15 protein-coding genes, 1 tRNA gene and 1 pseudogene are annotated in these 16,053 nt (G+C 63.2%); 11 read left to right on the forward strand and 6 right to left on the reverse strand.

Annotated features, from left to right (window positions below; translation table 11 throughout):
- Window positions 1–37: 37 nt before the first annotated feature.
- Window positions 38–547 (forward strand): GNAT family N-acetyltransferase, encoded by a 510-nt coding sequence (locus BN1118_RS20635; protein ID WP_043557767.1) that lies wholly within the window; start codon window positions 38–40, stop codon window positions 545–547.
- A complete protein-coding gene (locus BN1118_RS20640; RefSeq protein WP_043557768.1) occupies window positions 537–986 on the forward strand; it encodes an acetyltransferase in 450 nt (149 codons plus the stop codon). The genes BN1118_RS20635 and BN1118_RS20640 overlap by 11 nt, the downstream gene beginning before the upstream one ends.
- A gap of 71 nt (window positions 987–1,057) precedes the next feature.
- Here the strand turns inward: BN1118_RS20640 and BN1118_RS20645 are convergent, their stop codons facing one another.
- Window positions 1,058–2,461, reverse strand: a complete 1,404-nt coding sequence (locus BN1118_RS20645) for a DEAD/DEAH box helicase (RefSeq protein WP_043557769.1) — start codon at window positions 2,459–2,461, stop codon at window positions 1,058–1,060.
- A 217-nt stretch (window positions 2,462–2,678) separates the two neighbouring features.
- Window positions 2,679–3,155 carry a glutathione peroxidase gene (locus tag BN1118_RS20650; protein ID WP_043557770.1) on the reverse strand — a complete coding sequence of 159 codons (477 nt, stop codon included), beginning with the start codon at window positions 3,153–3,155 and terminating at the stop codon, window positions 2,679–2,681.
- 292 nt (window positions 3,156–3,447) lie between these two features.
- Here BN1118_RS20650 and BN1118_RS20655 point away from each other — a divergent pair, with 292 nt between their 5' ends.
- Both BN1118_RS20655 and BN1118_RS20660 read left to right on the forward strand, forming a co-directional pair.
- On the forward strand, window positions 3,448–4,056 hold the full coding sequence (locus BN1118_RS20655) for a 2OG-Fe(II) oxygenase (protein ID WP_043557771.1): 609 nt from the start codon (window positions 3,448–3,450) through the stop codon (window positions 4,054–4,056).
- Between the two features lie 191 nt (window positions 4,057–4,247).
- Window positions 4,248–5,237 carry a D-alanine--D-alanine ligase gene (locus tag BN1118_RS20660; protein WP_043142008.1) on the forward strand — a complete coding sequence of 330 codons (990 nt, stop codon included), beginning with the start codon at window positions 4,248–4,250 and terminating at the stop codon, window positions 5,235–5,237.
- Window positions 5,238–5,302: 65 nt separating this feature from the next.
- Here the strand turns inward: BN1118_RS20660 and BN1118_RS20665 are convergent, their stop codons facing one another.
- Window positions 5,303–5,716 carry a VOC family protein gene (locus tag BN1118_RS20665; RefSeq protein WP_043557772.1) on the reverse strand — a complete coding sequence of 138 codons (414 nt, stop codon included), beginning with the start codon at window positions 5,714–5,716 and terminating at the stop codon, window positions 5,303–5,305.
- 165 nt (window positions 5,717–5,881) lie between these two features.
- On the opposite strand from BN1118_RS20665, the gene BN1118_RS20670 reads away from it, so the two are divergent.
- The 3 genes and pseudogenes from BN1118_RS20670 to BN1118_RS20675 all read left to right on the forward strand — a co-directional run bounded on the left by BN1118_RS20670 (window position 5,882) and on the right by BN1118_RS20675 (window position 7,759).
- On the forward strand, window positions 5,882–6,664 hold the full coding sequence (locus BN1118_RS20670) for a tRNA-uridine aminocarboxypropyltransferase (RefSeq protein WP_052449222.1): 783 nt from the start codon (window positions 5,882–5,884) through the stop codon (window positions 6,662–6,664).
- Window positions 6,665–6,674: 10 nt separating this feature from the next.
- A pseudogene (locus BN1118_RS22175) lies at window positions 6,675–6,803 on the forward strand (DTW domain-containing protein); the annotation flags it as partial.
- Window positions 6,804–6,979: 176 nt separating this feature from the next.
- A complete protein-coding gene (locus tag BN1118_RS20675) occupies window positions 6,980–7,759 on the forward strand; it encodes a TSUP family transporter (protein ID WP_043557773.1) in 780 nt (259 codons plus the stop codon).
- A gap of 71 nt (window positions 7,760–7,830) precedes the next feature.
- Here BN1118_RS20675 and BN1118_RS20680 read toward each other — a convergent pair whose 3' ends face one another.
- Window positions 7,831–8,703, reverse strand: a complete 873-nt coding sequence (locus tag BN1118_RS20680; protein WP_043557774.1) for a LysR family transcriptional regulator — start codon at window positions 8,701–8,703, stop codon at window positions 7,831–7,833.
- A 60-nt stretch (window positions 8,704–8,763) separates the two neighbouring features.
- A complete protein-coding gene (locus tag BN1118_RS20685) occupies window positions 8,764–9,681 on the reverse strand; it encodes a DMT family transporter (protein ID WP_043557796.1) in 918 nt (305 codons plus the stop codon).
- A gap of 164 nt (window positions 9,682–9,845) precedes the next feature.
- Here BN1118_RS20685 and BN1118_RS20690 point away from each other — a divergent pair, with 164 nt between their 5' ends.
- The 3 genes from BN1118_RS20690 to BN1118_RS20700 all read left to right on the forward strand — a co-directional run bounded on the left by BN1118_RS20690 (window position 9,846) and on the right by BN1118_RS20700 (window position 13,532).
- Window positions 9,846–10,724, forward strand: coding sequence for a helix-turn-helix domain-containing protein (locus BN1118_RS20690; protein WP_378040519.1), 879 nt, complete (start codon window positions 9,846–9,848; stop codon window positions 10,722–10,724).
- Between the two features lie 262 nt (window positions 10,725–10,986).
- On the forward strand, window positions 10,987–12,624 hold the full coding sequence (locus BN1118_RS20695; RefSeq protein WP_043141992.1) for an ATP-dependent endonuclease: 1,638 nt from the start codon (window positions 10,987–10,989) through the stop codon (window positions 12,622–12,624).
- 188 nt (window positions 12,625–12,812) lie between these two features.
- The gene (locus tag BN1118_RS20700; RefSeq protein ID WP_043141989.1) at window positions 12,813–13,532 is read left to right on the forward strand and encodes a hypothetical protein; all 720 of its coding nucleotides are present in this window, start codon (window positions 12,813–12,815) and stop codon (window positions 13,530–13,532) included.
- A gap of 76 nt (window positions 13,533–13,608) precedes the next feature.
- On the opposite strand, the gene glgX is transcribed toward BN1118_RS20700, so the two are convergent.
- Window positions 13,609–15,672 carry a glycogen debranching protein GlgX gene (gene glgX / locus BN1118_RS20705; protein WP_043557776.1) on the reverse strand — a complete coding sequence of 688 codons (2,064 nt, stop codon included), beginning with the start codon at window positions 15,670–15,672 and terminating at the stop codon, window positions 13,609–13,611.
- A gap of 196 nt (window positions 15,673–15,868) precedes the next feature.
- Here glgX and BN1118_RS20710 point away from each other — a divergent pair.
- Window positions 15,869–15,945: transfer RNA gene (locus BN1118_RS20710), tRNA-Met, on the forward strand.
- Window positions 15,946–16,053 lie beyond the last annotated feature (108 nt).

Raw genomic sequence — 16,053 nt, forward strand, 5'->3', positions numbered from 1 at the left:
GGTGAGCCGTGTCGGCAATCAGATCAGGAGGAGTGCCATGGTGGTGATCAGAGCGTGCAATGAACAAGACATAGCCGGTTTGCTGACCCTTTATCGGGAGCTGAGGCCCCATGATCCGCCGCTGGTTGAAGCCGAGGCGGCTCTTGCCGCCTTGCTGGCCCAATCCCATGTGCGGCTTATCGTCGCCGAGGTAGAGGGTCAGCTTGCCGCCACCTGCCAGCTGGGGCTGATCCCCACGCTCACCAATGGTGGCCGGCCCTTTGGCATCATAGAGCATGTGATCACGGCGGCCCGCTTTCGGCGCCAGGGGCTGAGCCAGCAAGTGCTTGAGCAGGCGCTGGCCCTCGCCTGGCAGCAGAATTGCTACAAGGTGATGCTGTTGTCGGGGGAAGGGCGCGAAGCCGCCCACCGTCTGTATGAAAAGCTGGGTTTCAAGGCCGGCATCGAGAAGGGATTCGTCATCAAGCAAGCGGATGCCAGGGGTCGGCAGAGCCTCTCCGGTAGGGCTATCCACTCCACTCAACAAGAGTCAGAGCATGAAGATTGAACAAGCAAAGACGCAGGATTATCCAACCCTGATCGCCCTCTGGGAAGCCTCGGTGCGCGCCACTCACCACTTTCTGCCAGAGGCTGAGATAGATGCCCTCAAGCCGCTGATCCTGGAGCACTATTTTGCCGCCGTCGATCTGGTCTGTGGCAGGGATGAGGCCGCTGGCATCGTCGGTTTTTGCGGGGTACACGATGGCAATATCGAGATGCTGTTTATCGCCCCCGAGGCGAGGGGCTGCGGTGTTGGCCGCCAGCTGGTGGCCCATGCCATCAGCCGCCAAGGAGCGACCCGGGTGGACGTCAACGAGCAGAATGGGCAGGCGCTTGGCTTCTACCAGCGCATGGGGTTCGTCGTGACGGGGCGCTCGCCGCTGGATGGCCAGGGCAAACCCTATCCACTGCTGCATATGGTGCTGGAACGCGTTGAAAAGAGTTGATCAATCACACCAATAAAAAACCGCCGAAAGGCGGTTTTTTATTTTTCAGTGCGGGCGGCTCACGGCTGGCCTTACTCTTCGTTGGAGTTGTCCTGATAGCTGTCGCGCTGGGCTCGGGGCAGGCGGCGCATCGGGGTGAGCCCTGCGTCCACGCCACCGCGATCCTTCTGGCGCGCCGGCGCCGGTTGCTTGCTGCCATCGGCTTTGGGCTTGCCGGCTCCCGGCTTGCCTTTGCCCTTGGCTGGCGCCTTGGCATTGTGCTTGGCGTTGGCATGGCCGCGATCCCGCGGCGGGTTTTGTACCGGCTTGCTGCCCGGCAGGGTCTGGCGAGTCGGTTTGCCGCTCGGCTCGTAGCCTGCCAGGATCTCGCTCGGTATGCTGAGGCCGATCAGGGACTCGATGGCCTTGAGCTGATCCTGTTCATCCTGGCTCACCAGGGAGATGGCTTCGCCGCCACGACCGGCACGGCCGGTACGGCCGATGCGGTGGATATAATCCTCGGCCACCTGGGGCAACTCGAAGTTGATCACATGGGGCAGTTGATCGATATCGAGACCACGGGCGGCGATGTCGGTGGCGACCAGCACCCGTACCTTGCCTTCCCGAAAATCCGCCAGCGCCCGGTTGCGGGCACCCTGGCTCTTGTCACCGTGGATGGCGACGGTATTGAGGCCGTCTTTTTCCATCTGGTGGGCGAGGCGGTCGGCGATCTGCTTGGTGCGCACGAACACCAGCACCCGTTGCCAGTTATTGCGGCCGATCATGTGGGAGAGCAGCTCGCGCTTGCGCTCGCGGTCGACCTTGATGATGCGCTGATTGACCTGCTCGGCCGTGCTGTTGCTCGGGCTCACCTCGATCAGGGTCGGGCTCTTCAGCAGATCGTCGGCCAGCTCCTTGATCTCGTTGGAGAAGGTGGCAGAGAACAGCAGGGTCTGCCGCTCTTCCGGCAGCGCCTTCATGATGCGGCGAATGTCGGTGATGAAGCCCATGTCCAGCATGCGATCCGCCTCATCCAGCACCAGCACTTCCAGCTCGGTCAGGGTGAGGGCGCGCTGGGTCAGCAGATCCAGCAGGCGGCCCGGGGTCGCGACCAGGATGTCGACGCCGAGCTTGATGGCGTCCAGGTTGGGCTTGATGCTGACGCCGCCGTAGGCGATCAGGGTGCGAAACGGCAGGTGGTGGGCGTACTTGATGATGCTTTCGCCCACCTGGGCGGCAAGCTCACGGGTCGGGGTCAATACCAGGGCACGTACCTGACGACGGCCACCACGGCCATGGTTGGCCAGCAGACGGTGCAACATGGGCAGGGTGAAACCGGCCGTTTTGCCTGTGCCTGTCTGGGCGCCGCCCAGCACATCCTGACCTGCCAGCACGGCCGGAATGGCTTGCTGCTGGATGGGGGTTGGCTGTTCGTAACCCAATTCCTTGACGGCCCGCAGAATATGCGGTGACAGACCCAGTTCGTTAAATGACATGTTCGAGAGAGACTCCTGAGGTGAGCCTTGGGCTCAACGCGTGACAGACACGCGCTGACGCCTGCTCTGCCACAACATAAGGTGCAGCGGGCCACCTTGGCAGCCAGCCACAACATAGAAAAGGTAATGGGGGCGTAATATAGCAGATGTGCGACCTGCACGCAGCAGCCGTGTCACTTGCCCGGGCCGGGGTGCGAGTCTGGTTCCCTGGCGAGGCTCAGAGCAGGGCGCTTATTTCGTCCAGCAGGCTCTCTGGCTTGGTCTGGGGGGCGAAACGATCCACCACCTCGCCGTCACGGTTGATGAGGAACTTGGTGAAGTTCCATTTGACGTTTTCCAGCCCCAGCAGCCCGGGTTTTTGCTGTTTCAGCCAGCGATAGAAGGGGTGGGCGTGCTCGCCGTTGACCTCGCACTTGGCCATGATGGGGAAGCTCACAGGGTAATCCAGCGAGCAGAAGCGGGCTATCTCGTCCGCATCTCCCGGCTCCTGATGGCCGAATTGATCACAGGGAAAGCCGAGGATCACCAGCCCTTTGGGTCCCAGCTGCTGGTAGAGCGCCTCCAGCCCCGTGTATTGGGGGGTAAAACCGCAGCGGCTGGCCACGTTGACCACCAGGATGACCTGGCCTTGCAGGGCGGTGAGCGAGAGTTCGGAACCATCGAGATGTTGCAGGGTGAGGTCGGGCAAAGACATGGAGCACTCCTGGGAGGATGGGGCCCATTCAGGGCGGTTATCATGCACGTTAACGGGCCAGGGCGTCGGGGGCAAGGGGCACGTGCCCCGTTTGCGCCATGGCTCGCATGCGGCATGCTCCCATCCTTTTGGGGAGCCGGATCACAGGGTGACCAGGCCGGTACGATAAAGGGCGCCTTCTGTGGCGGAATAGCGTATTGATGGTGGGACTTCTCAGGAGAAGCAATCTGGTTTGTGCCCAGGCCGGGAAGTCGCTAAAAAGCGCCCTCTCTCCACTTATTGTGAGTCACTCTTGGACTATCAAGCCGTCATGGATGCCATTTACACCCGGGGATGGGTGATAGTGGATGATTTTTTAACCGCCGCCGAGGTGGATGAGCTGAAAGCCTGCCTGCCAGGGGAGTGGCAACCGGCCGGGATAGGACGCGCCGCGCTGCATCAGGGCAACCCCGACATTCGCCGTGATCAGATCCACTGGCTGGAGCCCGATCTTGGCGCGCCTGTGGCGGCCTATCTGGCCCGCATGGAATCCCTGCGCCTCGCCGCCAACCGCCTGCTGATGCTGGGGCTGTTCGATTACGAGGCGCATTTTGCCCGCTATCGCAGCGGGGACTTCTATGCCACCCACCGCGATGCCTTCGCCGGTCGCTCCAACCGCCGACTCACCTCTGTCTTCTATCTCAACAACGACTGGCAACCGGGGGCGGGCGGTGTGCTCAGGGTCTACGACAACGACGAGCAGTTGCTGATGGATGTCTCTCCCAAGGGGGGGCGGCTGGTATTGTTCCTGTCGGAGGAGTTTCCCCACGAGGTGCTGCCCGCCAATCGGGAGCGTTACAGCATAGCCGGCTGGTTTCGGGTCAATGGCAACGGCGTGGGACGGCTGGATCCGCCCCGCTGACGCCTTTTCGTCCAATTTTTGACACAGGCAGGAATTTTTCAGGCTGTTGTCGGCGGATGGGGCTCCCATCGGCTGACAAGGCTTGATTTCCCTTGCTACACTGGCCCGCACTTGGCTTCGTCCGGTTTTTCAGTACGGTTGGATTATCAGATGGTCATGACGAGGCCGCTTTTCCCAAGGGATCACATCTAATGAAGAACATGCATGTCTTGCTGCTGTGCGGCGGCGGTGGCTCAGAACACGAAGTCTCTCTGCGCAGCGCCAATTTCCTCGAGCAACAACTCGGTTTCCTGCCTGGCGTCGAGGTGACCCGGGTCGAGATGTTCGCCGATCGCTGGCTCTCTGCCGACGGCCGCGAGTGCAAGCTGGGGCTGGACAAGCTGCTCTCGTTTGACAGCGTGGCCCGTCCGGTGGACTACGTGGTGCCCTGCATCCACGGCTACCCGGGTGAGACCGGCGATCTGCAATCCTTCCTCGAGCTGGCGGGCCTGCCTTATCTCGGTTGCGATGCCGAGGCGAGCAAGATCTGCTTCAACAAGATCAGCACCAAGCTGTGGCTCTCCGCCATCGGCATTCCCAACACCCCCTATCTGTTCCTGACCGAACAGAACGACGCCGCCCTGACCGAGGCAAAAGCCGCCCTGGCCAAGTGGGGCAAGGTCTTCATCAAGGCCGCCTCCCAGGGCTCCTCCGTGGGCTGCTACTCCGCCAGCAACGAAGCCGACCTGGTGCAGGGGATCAAGGATGCCTTCGGTTACTCCGAGCAGGTGTTGATCGAAAAAGCGGTCAAGCCCCGCGAGCTGGAAGTGGCTGTCTACCAGTACGGTGACGAGCTGATTGCCACCTATCCTGGCGAGATCTGCGTGCCGCAGGACAAGTTCTACACCTATGAAGAGAAGTACAGCAGCGCCAGCCACACGGCGACCAGCCTCAAGGCCGAAGGCCTGACCCAGGCGCAGGCCGATGCGATCCACGAGTATGCCCTCAAGGCGTTCCGTCAGCTCAAACTGACCCACCTGTCGCGCATCGACTTCTTCCTGACCGAAGAGGGCGAGATCCTGCTGAACGAGATCAATACCTTCCCCGGCATGACCTCCATCTCCATGTTCCCGAAACTGCTGGAGCATCACGGCCACAGCTTCGCCCGCTACCTCGAGCAGATCCTGCGCAAGCCCGCCTGACGGTTTGCCGAAAACAACAGAGGGGCCCGCGGGCCCCTCTGTTGTTGTTGTTGCGATTGGCGATGTCACATGGATTCAGGGGTGAACAGCCAGATGTGCGCCCCTTGTGGATCTGCAATCAGGGCCATGCGCCCGACCCCCGGGATATTCATGGCGGGCACCACCAGGGTGCCGCCGTGCTGATTGACCCTGAGCACCCTGGCATCCACGTCATCCACTGCGATATAGGTCGCCCAGTGGGGCGGCACGTCGGCCATTTCGGGATTGCCCCGGGTGGCTTGCACGCCGGCGATTGGCCTGCCATTGGCAACCAGCATGGGGTAGTTGCCGCCTTCCATCGCCATGGTCTGGCTCTCCCAGCCGAGCACCTCAGTGTAGAAACGGATCCCGGCTTCGGCGTCGGGGAGATAGAGCTCGTGCCAGGTGAAGGTAGTGCCTTCGGCCAGGGCGTGCTCGCGGGCAATGTCTTGTTCTGCCATCGTCGTCCTCCTGTGCCCCATGCGTGGGTGCATGGGTTGACGACCAAGTATAGAGAGGCGTGGTGCCCCGGCTTGCCCCGGATGGGGGGCCTTGCTGCGCGGCGGACGGCTCGTTACAATCTGCCCCCTTTTTTCCCGCAACGTGCACCGCCAGAGCCGCGCCCCATGAAGCCAATCCCAGATCACGCCGTCAATCGCCTGCGCGTATGGCGCAAGAGCATCTCCACCCGTCCTTTTCTCGCCCGTGGTGGCACAGTGCCACGCTGCGAGGCGTGCCAGCTGCGCCGCGACTGGTGCGCCTGCGAATGGCGCCCCGAGCTCAAGGCCGAGGCCGGCTTCTGCCTGCTGATGTATGACAGCGAGCCGATGAAGCCTTCCAACACGGGCCGTCTCATTGCCGACGTCCTGCCGGATACCACCTGGGCCTTCCTCTGGAAGCGCACCCAGCCTCACCCCGAGTTGTTGGCACTGCTGGCGGATCCTGCCTGGCAGCCCTATGTGGTCTTTCCCGCCTGCGAGAAAAACCCGGCGCGCGTGACCGAACGGGTCACGCTCGCCCCCGGCAAGAAGCCACTCTTCATCCTGCTGGACGGCACCTGGCCCGAGGCGCGCAAGATGTTCAACATGAGCCCCTATCTGGATGGCTTCCCCGTGCTGGCGGTCAAGCCGGATGCGCTCTCCACCTATGGCATGCGGGTCGCCAACTGCGACGAACACCTCTGCACCGCCGAAGTGGCGGCCTGCGTGCTGGAGGTGGCCGGCGAGCTGCAGGCAGGCCGGGCGTTGCAGCTCTGGTTCAATCTGTTCAGCCGCCGCTATATGGCCGGTCGCGTAAGCCGGGCGCCCGGTGAGGATGAAGTGCAACTGCAACAGGCGCTGGCGGCGCTCAAGCTGGGTGTTGTTGACCCCATATGCGCTGAGGCAGAGGGGAGCATGTTGCCGCTCTGATTTAATCCAGTTCAGCCGCCGCTATATGGCCGGTCGGGTAAGCCGGGCACCCGGTGAGGATGAAGTGCAACTGCAACAGGCGCTGGCGGCGATAAAGGAAGACATACTCGCTGAGGCGTTGGCCGATAGCGCCGCCTAATGGGGGAAAGGGACTGACGAGGAGAGACCAACAAGACTGATGAAAATCAGGAATCAATTGGCTGCCATCGTTTCGTTAGCCTCATGAGCGAGAGCCCGCTAGGATAGCGACCAGCTTGACTCATTCAGGTTCCTGGCGCGGGGGCGGCGGGCACCGCAATCACACGAGGTCTATGGATGGAATTGGAACTGTACACGCTTGTCGCCCTGTTCGGGGTGGCGCTCATCGCCGGCTTTATCGACGCCATCGCCGGCGGCGGCGGTCTCCTGACGGTGCCGGCCCTGCTGGCCACCGGCATGCCGCCGGCCCTGGTGCTCGGCACCAACAAGCTGCAGAGCAGTTTTGGCTCCTTCTCCGCCACCTGGTTCTATGCCCGCAAGGGGCTGCTGGAGTGGGCCATGATCTGGCCTGCGGTGATCTGCACCTTCATCGGCGCCGCCATCGGCACCCTGGCGGTGCAGACCATAGACGCCGCCATCCTGGAGCGGCTGCTGCCCTTCCTGCTGATGGCCTTTGCCTGCTACTTCTTCTTCTCCCCCCGGGTGAGCGATGCCGAGAGCCAGCGCCGCCTCACCCCCATGCTGTTCGCCTTGCTGGTGGGCGGCGGGGTGGGTTTTTATGACGGTTTCTTCGGGCCGGGTACGGGGTCGTTCTTTGCCATCGGCTTCGTGGCCCTGGCGGGCTTTGGCATGGCGCGGGCCACGGCCCACACCAAGTTGCTCAACTTGACCTCCAACATCGCCTCCCTGCTGTTTTTCGCCCTCGGTGGCAAGGTGGTGTGGAGCGTCGGCTTCTGCATGGCGCTGGGCCAGTTTATCGGCGCCCGTGCCGGCTCCAAGCTGGTGTTGAAGAAAGGGGTCAAGCTCATCAAGCCGCTGCTGGTGACCGTCTCCCTGCTGATGTCCGCCAAGCTGGTGTGGAGCCAGTATCCCGAGCTGTTTGCCTGGCTGGTGTAACGGCCGCTTCGTGGCATGAGCCAGCCAACAGGGCCCGATCCGCTGGATCGGGCCCTGTTGCTTGGTGGCGCTCACATGGTCAGCGGGCGGAAATGGGTCTGCAGGGCCTGCACCAGATGGGCAATCCGTGCGCGCTTGAGGCTGTTTGGCCGGTAGACCAGGTGCAGCGGGCGGGCGAGCCCGGGCAAGGGACGCGCCTTCTCTCCCTGTTCCCCCACCAGCGCCAGCAGGCCGGCCGGCAGCAGTACGGGCCCTATGCCCGCCTTGGCCAGTTCGATCAATGCCAGATAGGAGTCCAGCTCCATGGCGGGCACCATGCCCAATTGCGCCAGGGGTTCACGCAGGTAGCGGTTGGAGGGGTTATCCAGATCCATGGTCAGGATCTTGCGCCTGTGCCCCTGCTCGAACGGCCGCTGATCTGCCGGCACCCCCTCATCCTGATCGTTTCCCACCAGATAGAAGGGCTCCTCCAGCAACAGCTCGGCTCCCAGGCCATGGCCGGGAGGCAGGCGTCCGGCACAGATGCCGAGCAGGGCGTCGCCACTGCGCACCCGCGCCAGGATCACCGGGGTGTGATGGGTGGAGAGGGCAATATGAGGATCGCGGCCGAGGTAGTCGTGCATGAAGCGGGCGAGGTAGCCCGCCAGCAGGGTTTCGGAGCAGGCGACGGGCAGGGGAGTCAGATCGGTGAGGGTCTGGCTGTCGGCCAGCACCCCCTTCATCTCGGCGAGACTCGGGGCCACCCGGTCGAGCAGCTCCTGCGCCTGCGGGGTGAGCCGGATCTGGCGACCATCCGGCTCGATCAGCTTCTTGCCGAGGCGCTGCTCCAGCTGGGCGATGCGCTTGCTCACCGCCGACTGGCTGATGTAGAGGCGACTGGCCACCTTGGCCATGGTGCCTTCGCTTGCCAGCAGACTGAGTGTCTCCAGCCCTTCCAGTAACATCCTGCCCCCTAGTGTTGCCATCACGCAGATCGAATGGCGCTACCTTAGGGGCTGACGGCCTCAGGAGCAAGTGTCGTTCGCTGCCTTGGCTGGCCGCCAGCGCCACTCCCGCACGGGCGGGGCGAAGATCACCAGGTTGCCGAGCAGGCTGATCACCACTCCCACCACAGAGACAGTTTGCCAGACGAATCCCTCATAGAAGGTGGAAAGAGTCAGTGCCACCAGGGGAAACAGCACTGTGGCGTAGGAGGCCTTGCTGGCACCAATCCGGCCCACCAGCGTGAGGTAGGCGGTGAAGGCGATGACAGAGCCGAACAGGGCGAGATAAACCATGGCCGCCAGATAGTGACCGTCGGTCGGTATGGTGAGGGACTGGCCGAGCAGGGTAACCCAGCCCAGCAACAGCACGACCCCGTACACCATGCCCCAGGGCACCAGTTGCAGCACGTGGTAGCCGTGGCGCTGGCCGCGGGCAGAGACCAGGTTGCCCAGCGAGAAGCAAAGGGTGCCGCCACAGGCCAGCAGCAACCCCTTCCAGCCGTTTGCACCCAGTTGCGCATCCGCCAGCACGGGCCAGAACAGCAGCAGGGTGCCAAGCAGCCCCAGCAAGGATCCTTGCAGCCAGCGCAGGTTGGGGCGTTTGCCCTCGAACAGCCAGAGATTGAGACCGTTGAAGATGCTGGCACTGGCGAAGATCACCGCCGACAGGCCACTCGGAATATAGAGGGTGGCGTGATAGAAGCAGAGGAAGTTGGTGGAAAAGAGCAGGGCACCGAGCAGGGCCGCGTAGCGCTGGCCCGCCCAGGGCAGACGCGGGAAACGGCCGCTGACGGTGAGCAGGGCAAACAGCGCCAGCGCCGCCAGCAGGAAGCGATAGAGCACGGACACCTCGATGGGAATGGGGCCGAGCTGCCAGGCGATGGCGATCCAGGTGCTGCCCCAGATAAGGACGGTGGCAAGGTAGAGCAGTAGGTTCATGAGGGATCCGTTGCGTGAAGAGGGCATGAGGATCAGCATGGCGCGGGCCGGAGCGACTGGCTTGCACCATCTTGCGGTTTTTTCCGCAGGGTCGCAGCGTTTGGTCCAGCGGCGCGGTAAGATGGCCATCAGGCATGAAGGGCGGGGCATAAAGGGTGCAGCAGATGAGAGGGGCAGGGGTATTCGATGCACTGGTCAGCACGGGGGCGCGGCTGGAAGACTCCTGCTGGCTGGAGCCCGGCCTTGGGGTGGCCAGCTGGCGCAACCGCTACGATCAGACCCGCTACCACAAGCCGGGCCACCACACCCTGAGCGTCTATCTGCAGGGGGGCGAGCAGACCGAGCGCCTCGATGGCCCCGGCGGTCATGGCGGTACCGGCAAGGTGTGCATCATGCCGGACCACCACAGATCCGAGTGGCTGGTGCGCGAAGAGTTCCGCTTCTTCCACCTCTACTTCACCCCGGCCCACCTCACCCGCATCGCCGAGCAGGCCTGCGACAAGGAGGGGCGCCATCTGCTGCTGGAAGACAAGACCTTCATCGACGACCCGCAGGCGGCGGCACTGGTGCAGGCCCAGCTGATGAAGCTGGAGTGGCAGCACGGTGTCGATCGCATGGCGCTCTCCCACGGTGCCTGGATGCTGATGCTGCACGCCTACCGCCACCACACACGGGAGGCGCCGAGCCTGCCCGAGGTGCGTGGCGGCCTGGCACCCGGGGTGATCCGGCGGGTGCAGGAGTACCTGCTGGCCCATCTGGCCGAGCCCGTCACCCTGGCCCAGCTGGCACAGGAGGCGGGCCTCAGCGAATACCACTTCGCCCGCATGTTCGGCCAGAGTCTGGGGTGTCCGCCCCATCGCTACCTGCAGGGGCTGCGCCTCAAACGGGCCAAGCAGCTGCTGGCAGGCCCCGAGCCCCTGGCCAGCATCGCCATCTTGTGCGGCTTCTCTTCCCAGGCCCACTTTGGCAACCGTTTTCGCGAGGCATTTGGCCTCACGCCGGGCCAGTGGCGCGCGCAATTGTCATCCTATCGTCACAGATAACGCTGAGACTCTGGGTAAAACAGGTGTACCATCTACCACTTACCCATTGAAAGGAATGCCCATTGAATTATCGCAAACGTCAGACCCGTACCCGCCACCTGTGGTTCAGCCACTGGAATGCCCCCCAAGATCGCACCTGTATTCCCACCCCTCCCGAACCCGTAGTGCCTCACAGTTCCCGCTGAAAATCGACACGACCCGATAGGATTTTTCCGGCAACTTTGCCACTATTGCGCCATCAGGATGGACTGGATATGGCCGCATGTTTCTGGAACGCATTGAAGTCAAAGGTTTTCGCGGGATAAATCGCCTCTCGCTCGGGCTGGATAACACCACGGTTCTCATCGGTGAGAACGCCTGGGGCAAGTCCAGTCTGCTGCGCGCCCTCTGGTGCCTGTTGGGGCAGGATGCCGAACCCTATCAGTTCGAGGCCGACGATTTTCACCAGCCGGAAGACCCCGAACTCGCCCCCGCCCGCAATCTGCAACTGGTGCTCACCTTCAGTGAGCACAGACCCCAGATGTGCCTGCACTCCCATCGTCTGGCCCGGCTGGGCGCCTCCTGGGTCAAGCACAAAGACAAATTCCACCGCATCCACTATCGCGCCAGCGCCGAGCTGGAGGCCGACGGCTCCGTGACCACCACCCATGACTTTCTCGACGGCATCGGCAAGAGCCTGCCCATCGACAATGCCCATGAACTGGTCTGCCTGCTGATCACCATGAACCCGGTATTCCGGCTGCGGGATGCCCGCACCGCCCGCAGCGGGGTGGAGGTGCTGAAGTGGAGCGATCTGTCGCAGAACCGGCTGAGTCAGCTGGCCAACAAGCTGATCGACGAGCCCCAGCGCATCGGCGAGCCAGAGCTCAAAGAGGCGTTGCAGGCGGTGCGCCAGCTGATGGATCACTACTTCAATGCCCTTGCCCCCATCAAGAACAAGCCCCGCAGCCAGCGGGACATAGTCAATCGCCCCATGACGCTGCGCAACCCCGGCAATCTGCAGGCACTGCTACGCAATGCCGACAACCGGGCGCTGCAGCTGGCGATGGCGGGCATGGCAGCCACTCTGCTCAACGCCCGTGGCAACCGCGAGCTGGAGCAGGGCGCGCGCCCCATCATGATCCTGGAAGATCCCGAGAGTCGTCTGCACCCCACCATGCTGGCTCTGGCCTGGGGCCTGCTCGAACAATTGCCTGGCCAGAAATTGCTCACCACCAACTCGGGCGACTTGCTCTCCTCCCTGCCCCTGAATCAGGTGCGCCGTCTGGTGCGCCGCCAGCAGGACATCGTCTGCCATCAGCTCGGTGGCGAGCGTTACAGCAGCGATGACTTGCGCAAGATTGCCTTTCACGTGCGCATCAACCGCCCCATGTCGATGTTTGCCCGCTGCTGGTTGCTGGTGGAGGGGGAGACAGAGATCTGGCTGCTCTCCGAGCTGGCCCAGATCTGCGGTTACAGCCTGCGGGCGGAAGGGGTGCGCATCATAGAGTTCGCCCAGTGCGGCCAGTCACCCCTCATCAAGGTGGCGCGCGACTTTGGCATCGAGTGGCATCTGCTCACCGATGGCGACGAGGCGGGGATCAAATACGCCACCTCGGCCCGGGCGCTGCTCAAGGGGGAGCGGGAGCGGGATCGGTTGACCCAGCTGCCGGCGGCGGACATAGAGCACTATCTCTATCACAATGGCTTCGAGGCGGTGTTCAGGCGCGAGGCCGGCGTCGGCGGCCGCTCGACCCTCAACGCCGGGCGCATTATCAACAAGGCGATTCATCACCGCAGCAAGCCGGGCATGGCGCTGGCGGTGGTGGAGGAGGCGGAACGCCTGGGCGGCGAGCACATCCCGCCGGTGATCCGCCAGATGTTTGCCAAGGTGGTGGCGCTGGCGCGCGGTCAGGGCTGATCCGTCCGTCTGCACCCTGGCGCAGGAGAATGCAGGCCAGGGGAATCGCCCCTTTTGTCCCGGCAGGCTGGCCACCCACTTCTTTGCCGGTGGTTGCAGGGATTGGGGTTGGGAGTCGGTTTGGGTATACTCGCCCCCTTCTCTGGCGCCCCACAGGCGCATCCCGAATCCTTGCTGCTGGAGGCGTCATGTTCGTCCAACTCCCTTTTTGGCTCTTTCCCCTGACCGGATTGATGGCGCTGGGGGCGCTCATCGCCCTCGGCCTGGTATTGTGGCGCGGTGACATCTGCCCGGGCCAGCGCTCGCGGATCACGGCCCAGCTCTTCTCCATCTGGGTGATCACCGGCCTCTCCCTGATGCTGGCGGTGGAGGCCAGGGTGGCGAGCTGGTTGATCTGGAGCGGGGGGGGCGCCCTGATCCTGGGGATAGTGCTGTCGCTGGCCCAGTCCCGGCTGGAGGGCAAGCGAGCCATCCCGTCCACCCTGCTCTGGCTGCCGGCCATGCCGCTGCTGGTCTATGGCGTCGGCTTGCTGCAAATCCAGGGCTGGCTGAGCGGCCTGCTGCAGATGATCTTGCTGGGGGCGGCCTTCGCGCACCTGATGCTGCTGCGGGCGCGTCACCGCCTGCAGGCCTTCAACCTGTTGCTGCCGGTGGCCGGGCTGGTGGCTGCCATCCTGAGCCTGCTCTGGCTGGCGGTGCTGGTGGGCTGGCAGGGCAGTGGCGCTGCGCTGGATGGCCTGATCCCCGGCGTGCTGACCCAGGCCAGCTTGCTGATTGCGGCCCTGCTGCTCTGGTTCAGCCCCATCTATCAACAGCGGGAGACGGCGCCCGTGGTGGTCTCCACCGCCCTGTGCGGCCTTATCATTGCCCAGATAGCGGCGACCAGCGTGCTGCACCAGCTGGCCTGATCGCACCTCGCATGCATGAATGAAAAAAGCCCCCCTGAGTCGTTCAGGGGGGCTTTTTGCTGGCCGCAACCCGGGCCTAGTAGAAGTCGTCGGCCCCGCAGATAAAGAGGCAGCTGCTGCGTGGCTGGGCCAGGTATTCCCGGGTCAGCCCCTCCAGCGGCATGCCGAAGGTGCAGATGTCATGGGGTGAGGGCAGGGCGGTATCCAGGATCCGGCGCCAGTAGCCACCGACTCCCTTGGGCGGGCTCGGCAGGTTGAAGGTGAGCGGCTCCCAGTAGGCGTTGAACAGCACATAGAGCGCCAGCTTGGTTTCGCTGGAGAGCGCCGACATGGCGATGGCGTGGGAGTGGGGGCTGAAGTCCGGCTGGGCGGCATTGACCCCGTGCCAGCAGATCTCGCTGTGACGCAGGATCTCGGTCAGCGACAGCGGCATGCTCTCCTGCTCGGGTCGCTGGAACAGGTGCTTGCGATACTGGATCAGCTCCTTCATGAAGCGGAACATCTCCTGTCCCATGACGCTGGGTTGCCAGTTCATCCAGCAGGTCTCGTTGTCCTGGCAGTAGCCGTTGTTGTTGCCGTGCTGGGTGCGCAGCACCTCGTCCCCCATCAGCAGCATGGGAGAGCCTACCGACAGCAGGGTCGCCACCATCATGTTCTTGGCCTGACGCACCCGCAGGGCATTGATCTGGGGATCCTCGGTCGGCCCCTCCTGGCCATGGTTCCAGCTGAAGTTGTGATCGCAGCCATCCCGGTTCTCTTCACCGTTGGCCTCGTTGTGCTTGTGATCATGGCTGGCCCAGTCCCACAGGGTGAAGCCGTCGTGGCAGGTGACGAAGTTGATGCTCTTCTCCGGATCGGCGTGGTGATAGTGGTAGATGTCCGGGCTGCCGCACAGTCGCTCCACGAAGGTGGCGACGGCGTTGTCATCCCCGCGCAGGAAGTGGCGCACATCGTCCCTGAACTGGCCGTTCCATTCACGCCAGCGCGCGCCGGCCAGGCTGCCCACCTGATAGAGGCCCCCGGCATCCCAGGCCTCGGCGATGAGCTTGATGTCGGCGATGCGAGGATCCGTGTCTATGGTGCGCAGGGTTGGTGCATTGGCCTGGGGCATGCCGGACTCGTCCCGCGACAAGATGGCGGCCAGATCGAATCGAAAGCCGTCCACGTGCATCTCCTGGCGCCAGAAGTGGAGGCTGTCCATGATCATGCGCAGCACCACCGGATGGGCGCCGTTGAAGGTGTTGCCGCAGCCCGAGTAGTTGGTGTCCTTCTGGTTGCTGTCGAGTATGTAGTAAGCCTCGTTGTCTATGCCGCGAAACGAGAAGGTGGGGCCATCATCGCCCCCCTCGGCGGTGTGGTTGTAAACCACGTCCAGGATCACCTCGATATTGGCCCTGTGCAGCGCCTTGACCATGTCGCGAAACTCGGTGAGCGGATCGGGGCCGCTGGCATATTGGGCGTGGGGGGCAAAAAACGACATGGGGCTGTAGCCCCAGTAGTTGGAGAGCCCCTTGGGGGCATCCTGGGGATCGAACTGGAACACAGGCAGCAGCTCGACGGCGGTGACGCCGAGGGATTGCAGGTAGGGGATCTTGTCGATGAGGCCAAGATAGGTGCCGCGCAGGGCGGGATCCACCCCTGAGCTTGGCGACTTGGTAAATCCCCCCAGATGCAGCTCGTAGATCACCGAGCGGGAGAGGGAGTGGGCGGGCAGCTTGTCCCCTTCCCAGTCGTAGTCGCGGGTATCCACCACCCGGTTCTTGGCACACACAGCCAGGTTGCTGCCGGGGCGGGCCGCGGCCCAGCGGTCGTAAGTCGGCCCCAGCTCAATGCTGCGACCATAGGGATCCAGCAGCACCTTGTCCGCATCGAAGCGGGTGCCGTAGTAGGGACGCCAGGGGCCCTGAATGCGATAGGCGTAGCGCTGACCCAGTGGCAGGCCTTCTATATGGATGTGCCAGTAGTAAGCGGTGCGGTTGAGACGGGGTGACAAAGGGATCACCTCAGGGGTGGTATCGTCGGCACTGGCGAACAGCAGCAGTTCGACCCGACTGGCCAGGCGGGCCCAGATGGCAAAGTTGACGCCGTCGTGCTCGGGTGTGGCCCCCAATTGACGGCAATGACCGGCGGATATGCGCATGATAAACCTACCCAAAACGAGGAGTGACAATCCAATTCAGTGTAGTGCGCCAAGCTGGCCCCAAACCTGCTTGTCTGAAAAAACAGCGCCCTGTTGCAAATTCCTTCAATTTGTGCCGCTTTAACCTACGAATGAAGTTTTTTTAGGATATTTACTTGCAATCTGAGCGCTGGCGCCTATTATTGGCGACCTCAGACGCGGGGTGGAGCAGCTCGGTAGCTCGTCGGGCTCATAACCCGAAGGTCGTCAGTTCAAATCTGGCCCCCGCAACCATCTGAGTTTCCGAGTCGACAACGCTGATTAAGGCATTGAAGATAAAGAAAATTCGAACTGGCTACTGCTCGGCCACTTCGGAAAAATACGGACGCGGGGTGGAGCAGC

The organism is Aeromonas bestiarum, from assembly GCF_000819745.1.
Taxonomy (GTDB): domain Bacteria; phylum Pseudomonadota; class Gammaproteobacteria; order Enterobacterales; family Aeromonadaceae; genus Aeromonas; species Aeromonas bestiarum.

Excerpts from the sequence above, each read along its gene's own strand:
- BN1118_RS20635 (WP_043557767.1), top strand. The coding sequence starts at position 38 with ATGGTGGTGATCAGAGCGTGCAATGAACAAGACATAGCCGGTTTGCTG.
- BN1118_RS20640 (WP_043557768.1), top strand. The coding sequence starts at position 537 with ATGAAGATTGAACAAGCAAAGACGCAGGATTATCCAACCCTGATCGCC.
- BN1118_RS20645 (WP_043557769.1), bottom strand. The coding sequence starts at position 2,461 with ATGTCATTTAACGAACTGGGTCTGTCACCGCATATTCTGCGGGCCGTC.
- BN1118_RS20650 (WP_043557770.1), bottom strand. The coding sequence starts at position 3,155 with ATGTCTTTGCCCGACCTCACCCTGCAACATCTCGATGGTTCCGAACTC.
- BN1118_RS20660 (WP_043142008.1), top strand. The coding sequence starts at position 4,248 with ATGAAGAACATGCATGTCTTGCTGCTGTGCGGCGGCGGTGGCTCAGAA.
- BN1118_RS20665 (WP_043557772.1), bottom strand. The coding sequence starts at position 5,716 with ATGGCAGAACAAGACATTGCCCGCGAGCACGCCCTGGCCGAAGGCACT.
- BN1118_RS20670 (WP_052449222.1), top strand. The coding sequence starts at position 5,882 with ATGAAGCCAATCCCAGATCACGCCGTCAATCGCCTGCGCGTATGGCGC.
- BN1118_RS20675 (WP_043557773.1), top strand. The coding sequence starts at position 6,980 with ATGGAATTGGAACTGTACACGCTTGTCGCCCTGTTCGGGGTGGCGCTC.
- BN1118_RS20680 (WP_043557774.1), bottom strand. The coding sequence starts at position 8,703 with ATGTTACTGGAAGGGCTGGAGACACTCAGTCTGCTGGCAAGCGAAGGC.
- BN1118_RS20685 (WP_043557796.1), bottom strand. The coding sequence starts at position 9,681 with ATGAACCTACTGCTCTACCTTGCCACCGTCCTTATCTGGGGCAGCACC.
- BN1118_RS20690 (WP_378040519.1), top strand. The coding sequence starts at position 9,846 with ATGAGAGGGGCAGGGGTATTCGATGCACTGGTCAGCACGGGGGCGCGG.
- BN1118_RS20695 (WP_043141992.1), top strand. The coding sequence starts at position 10,987 with ATGTTTCTGGAACGCATTGAAGTCAAAGGTTTTCGCGGGATAAATCGC.
- BN1118_RS20700 (WP_043141989.1), top strand. The coding sequence starts at position 12,813 with ATGTTCGTCCAACTCCCTTTTTGGCTCTTTCCCCTGACCGGATTGATG.
- glgX (WP_043557776.1), bottom strand. The coding sequence starts at position 15,672 with ATGCGCATATCCGCCGGTCATTGCCGTCAATTGGGGGCCACACCCGAG.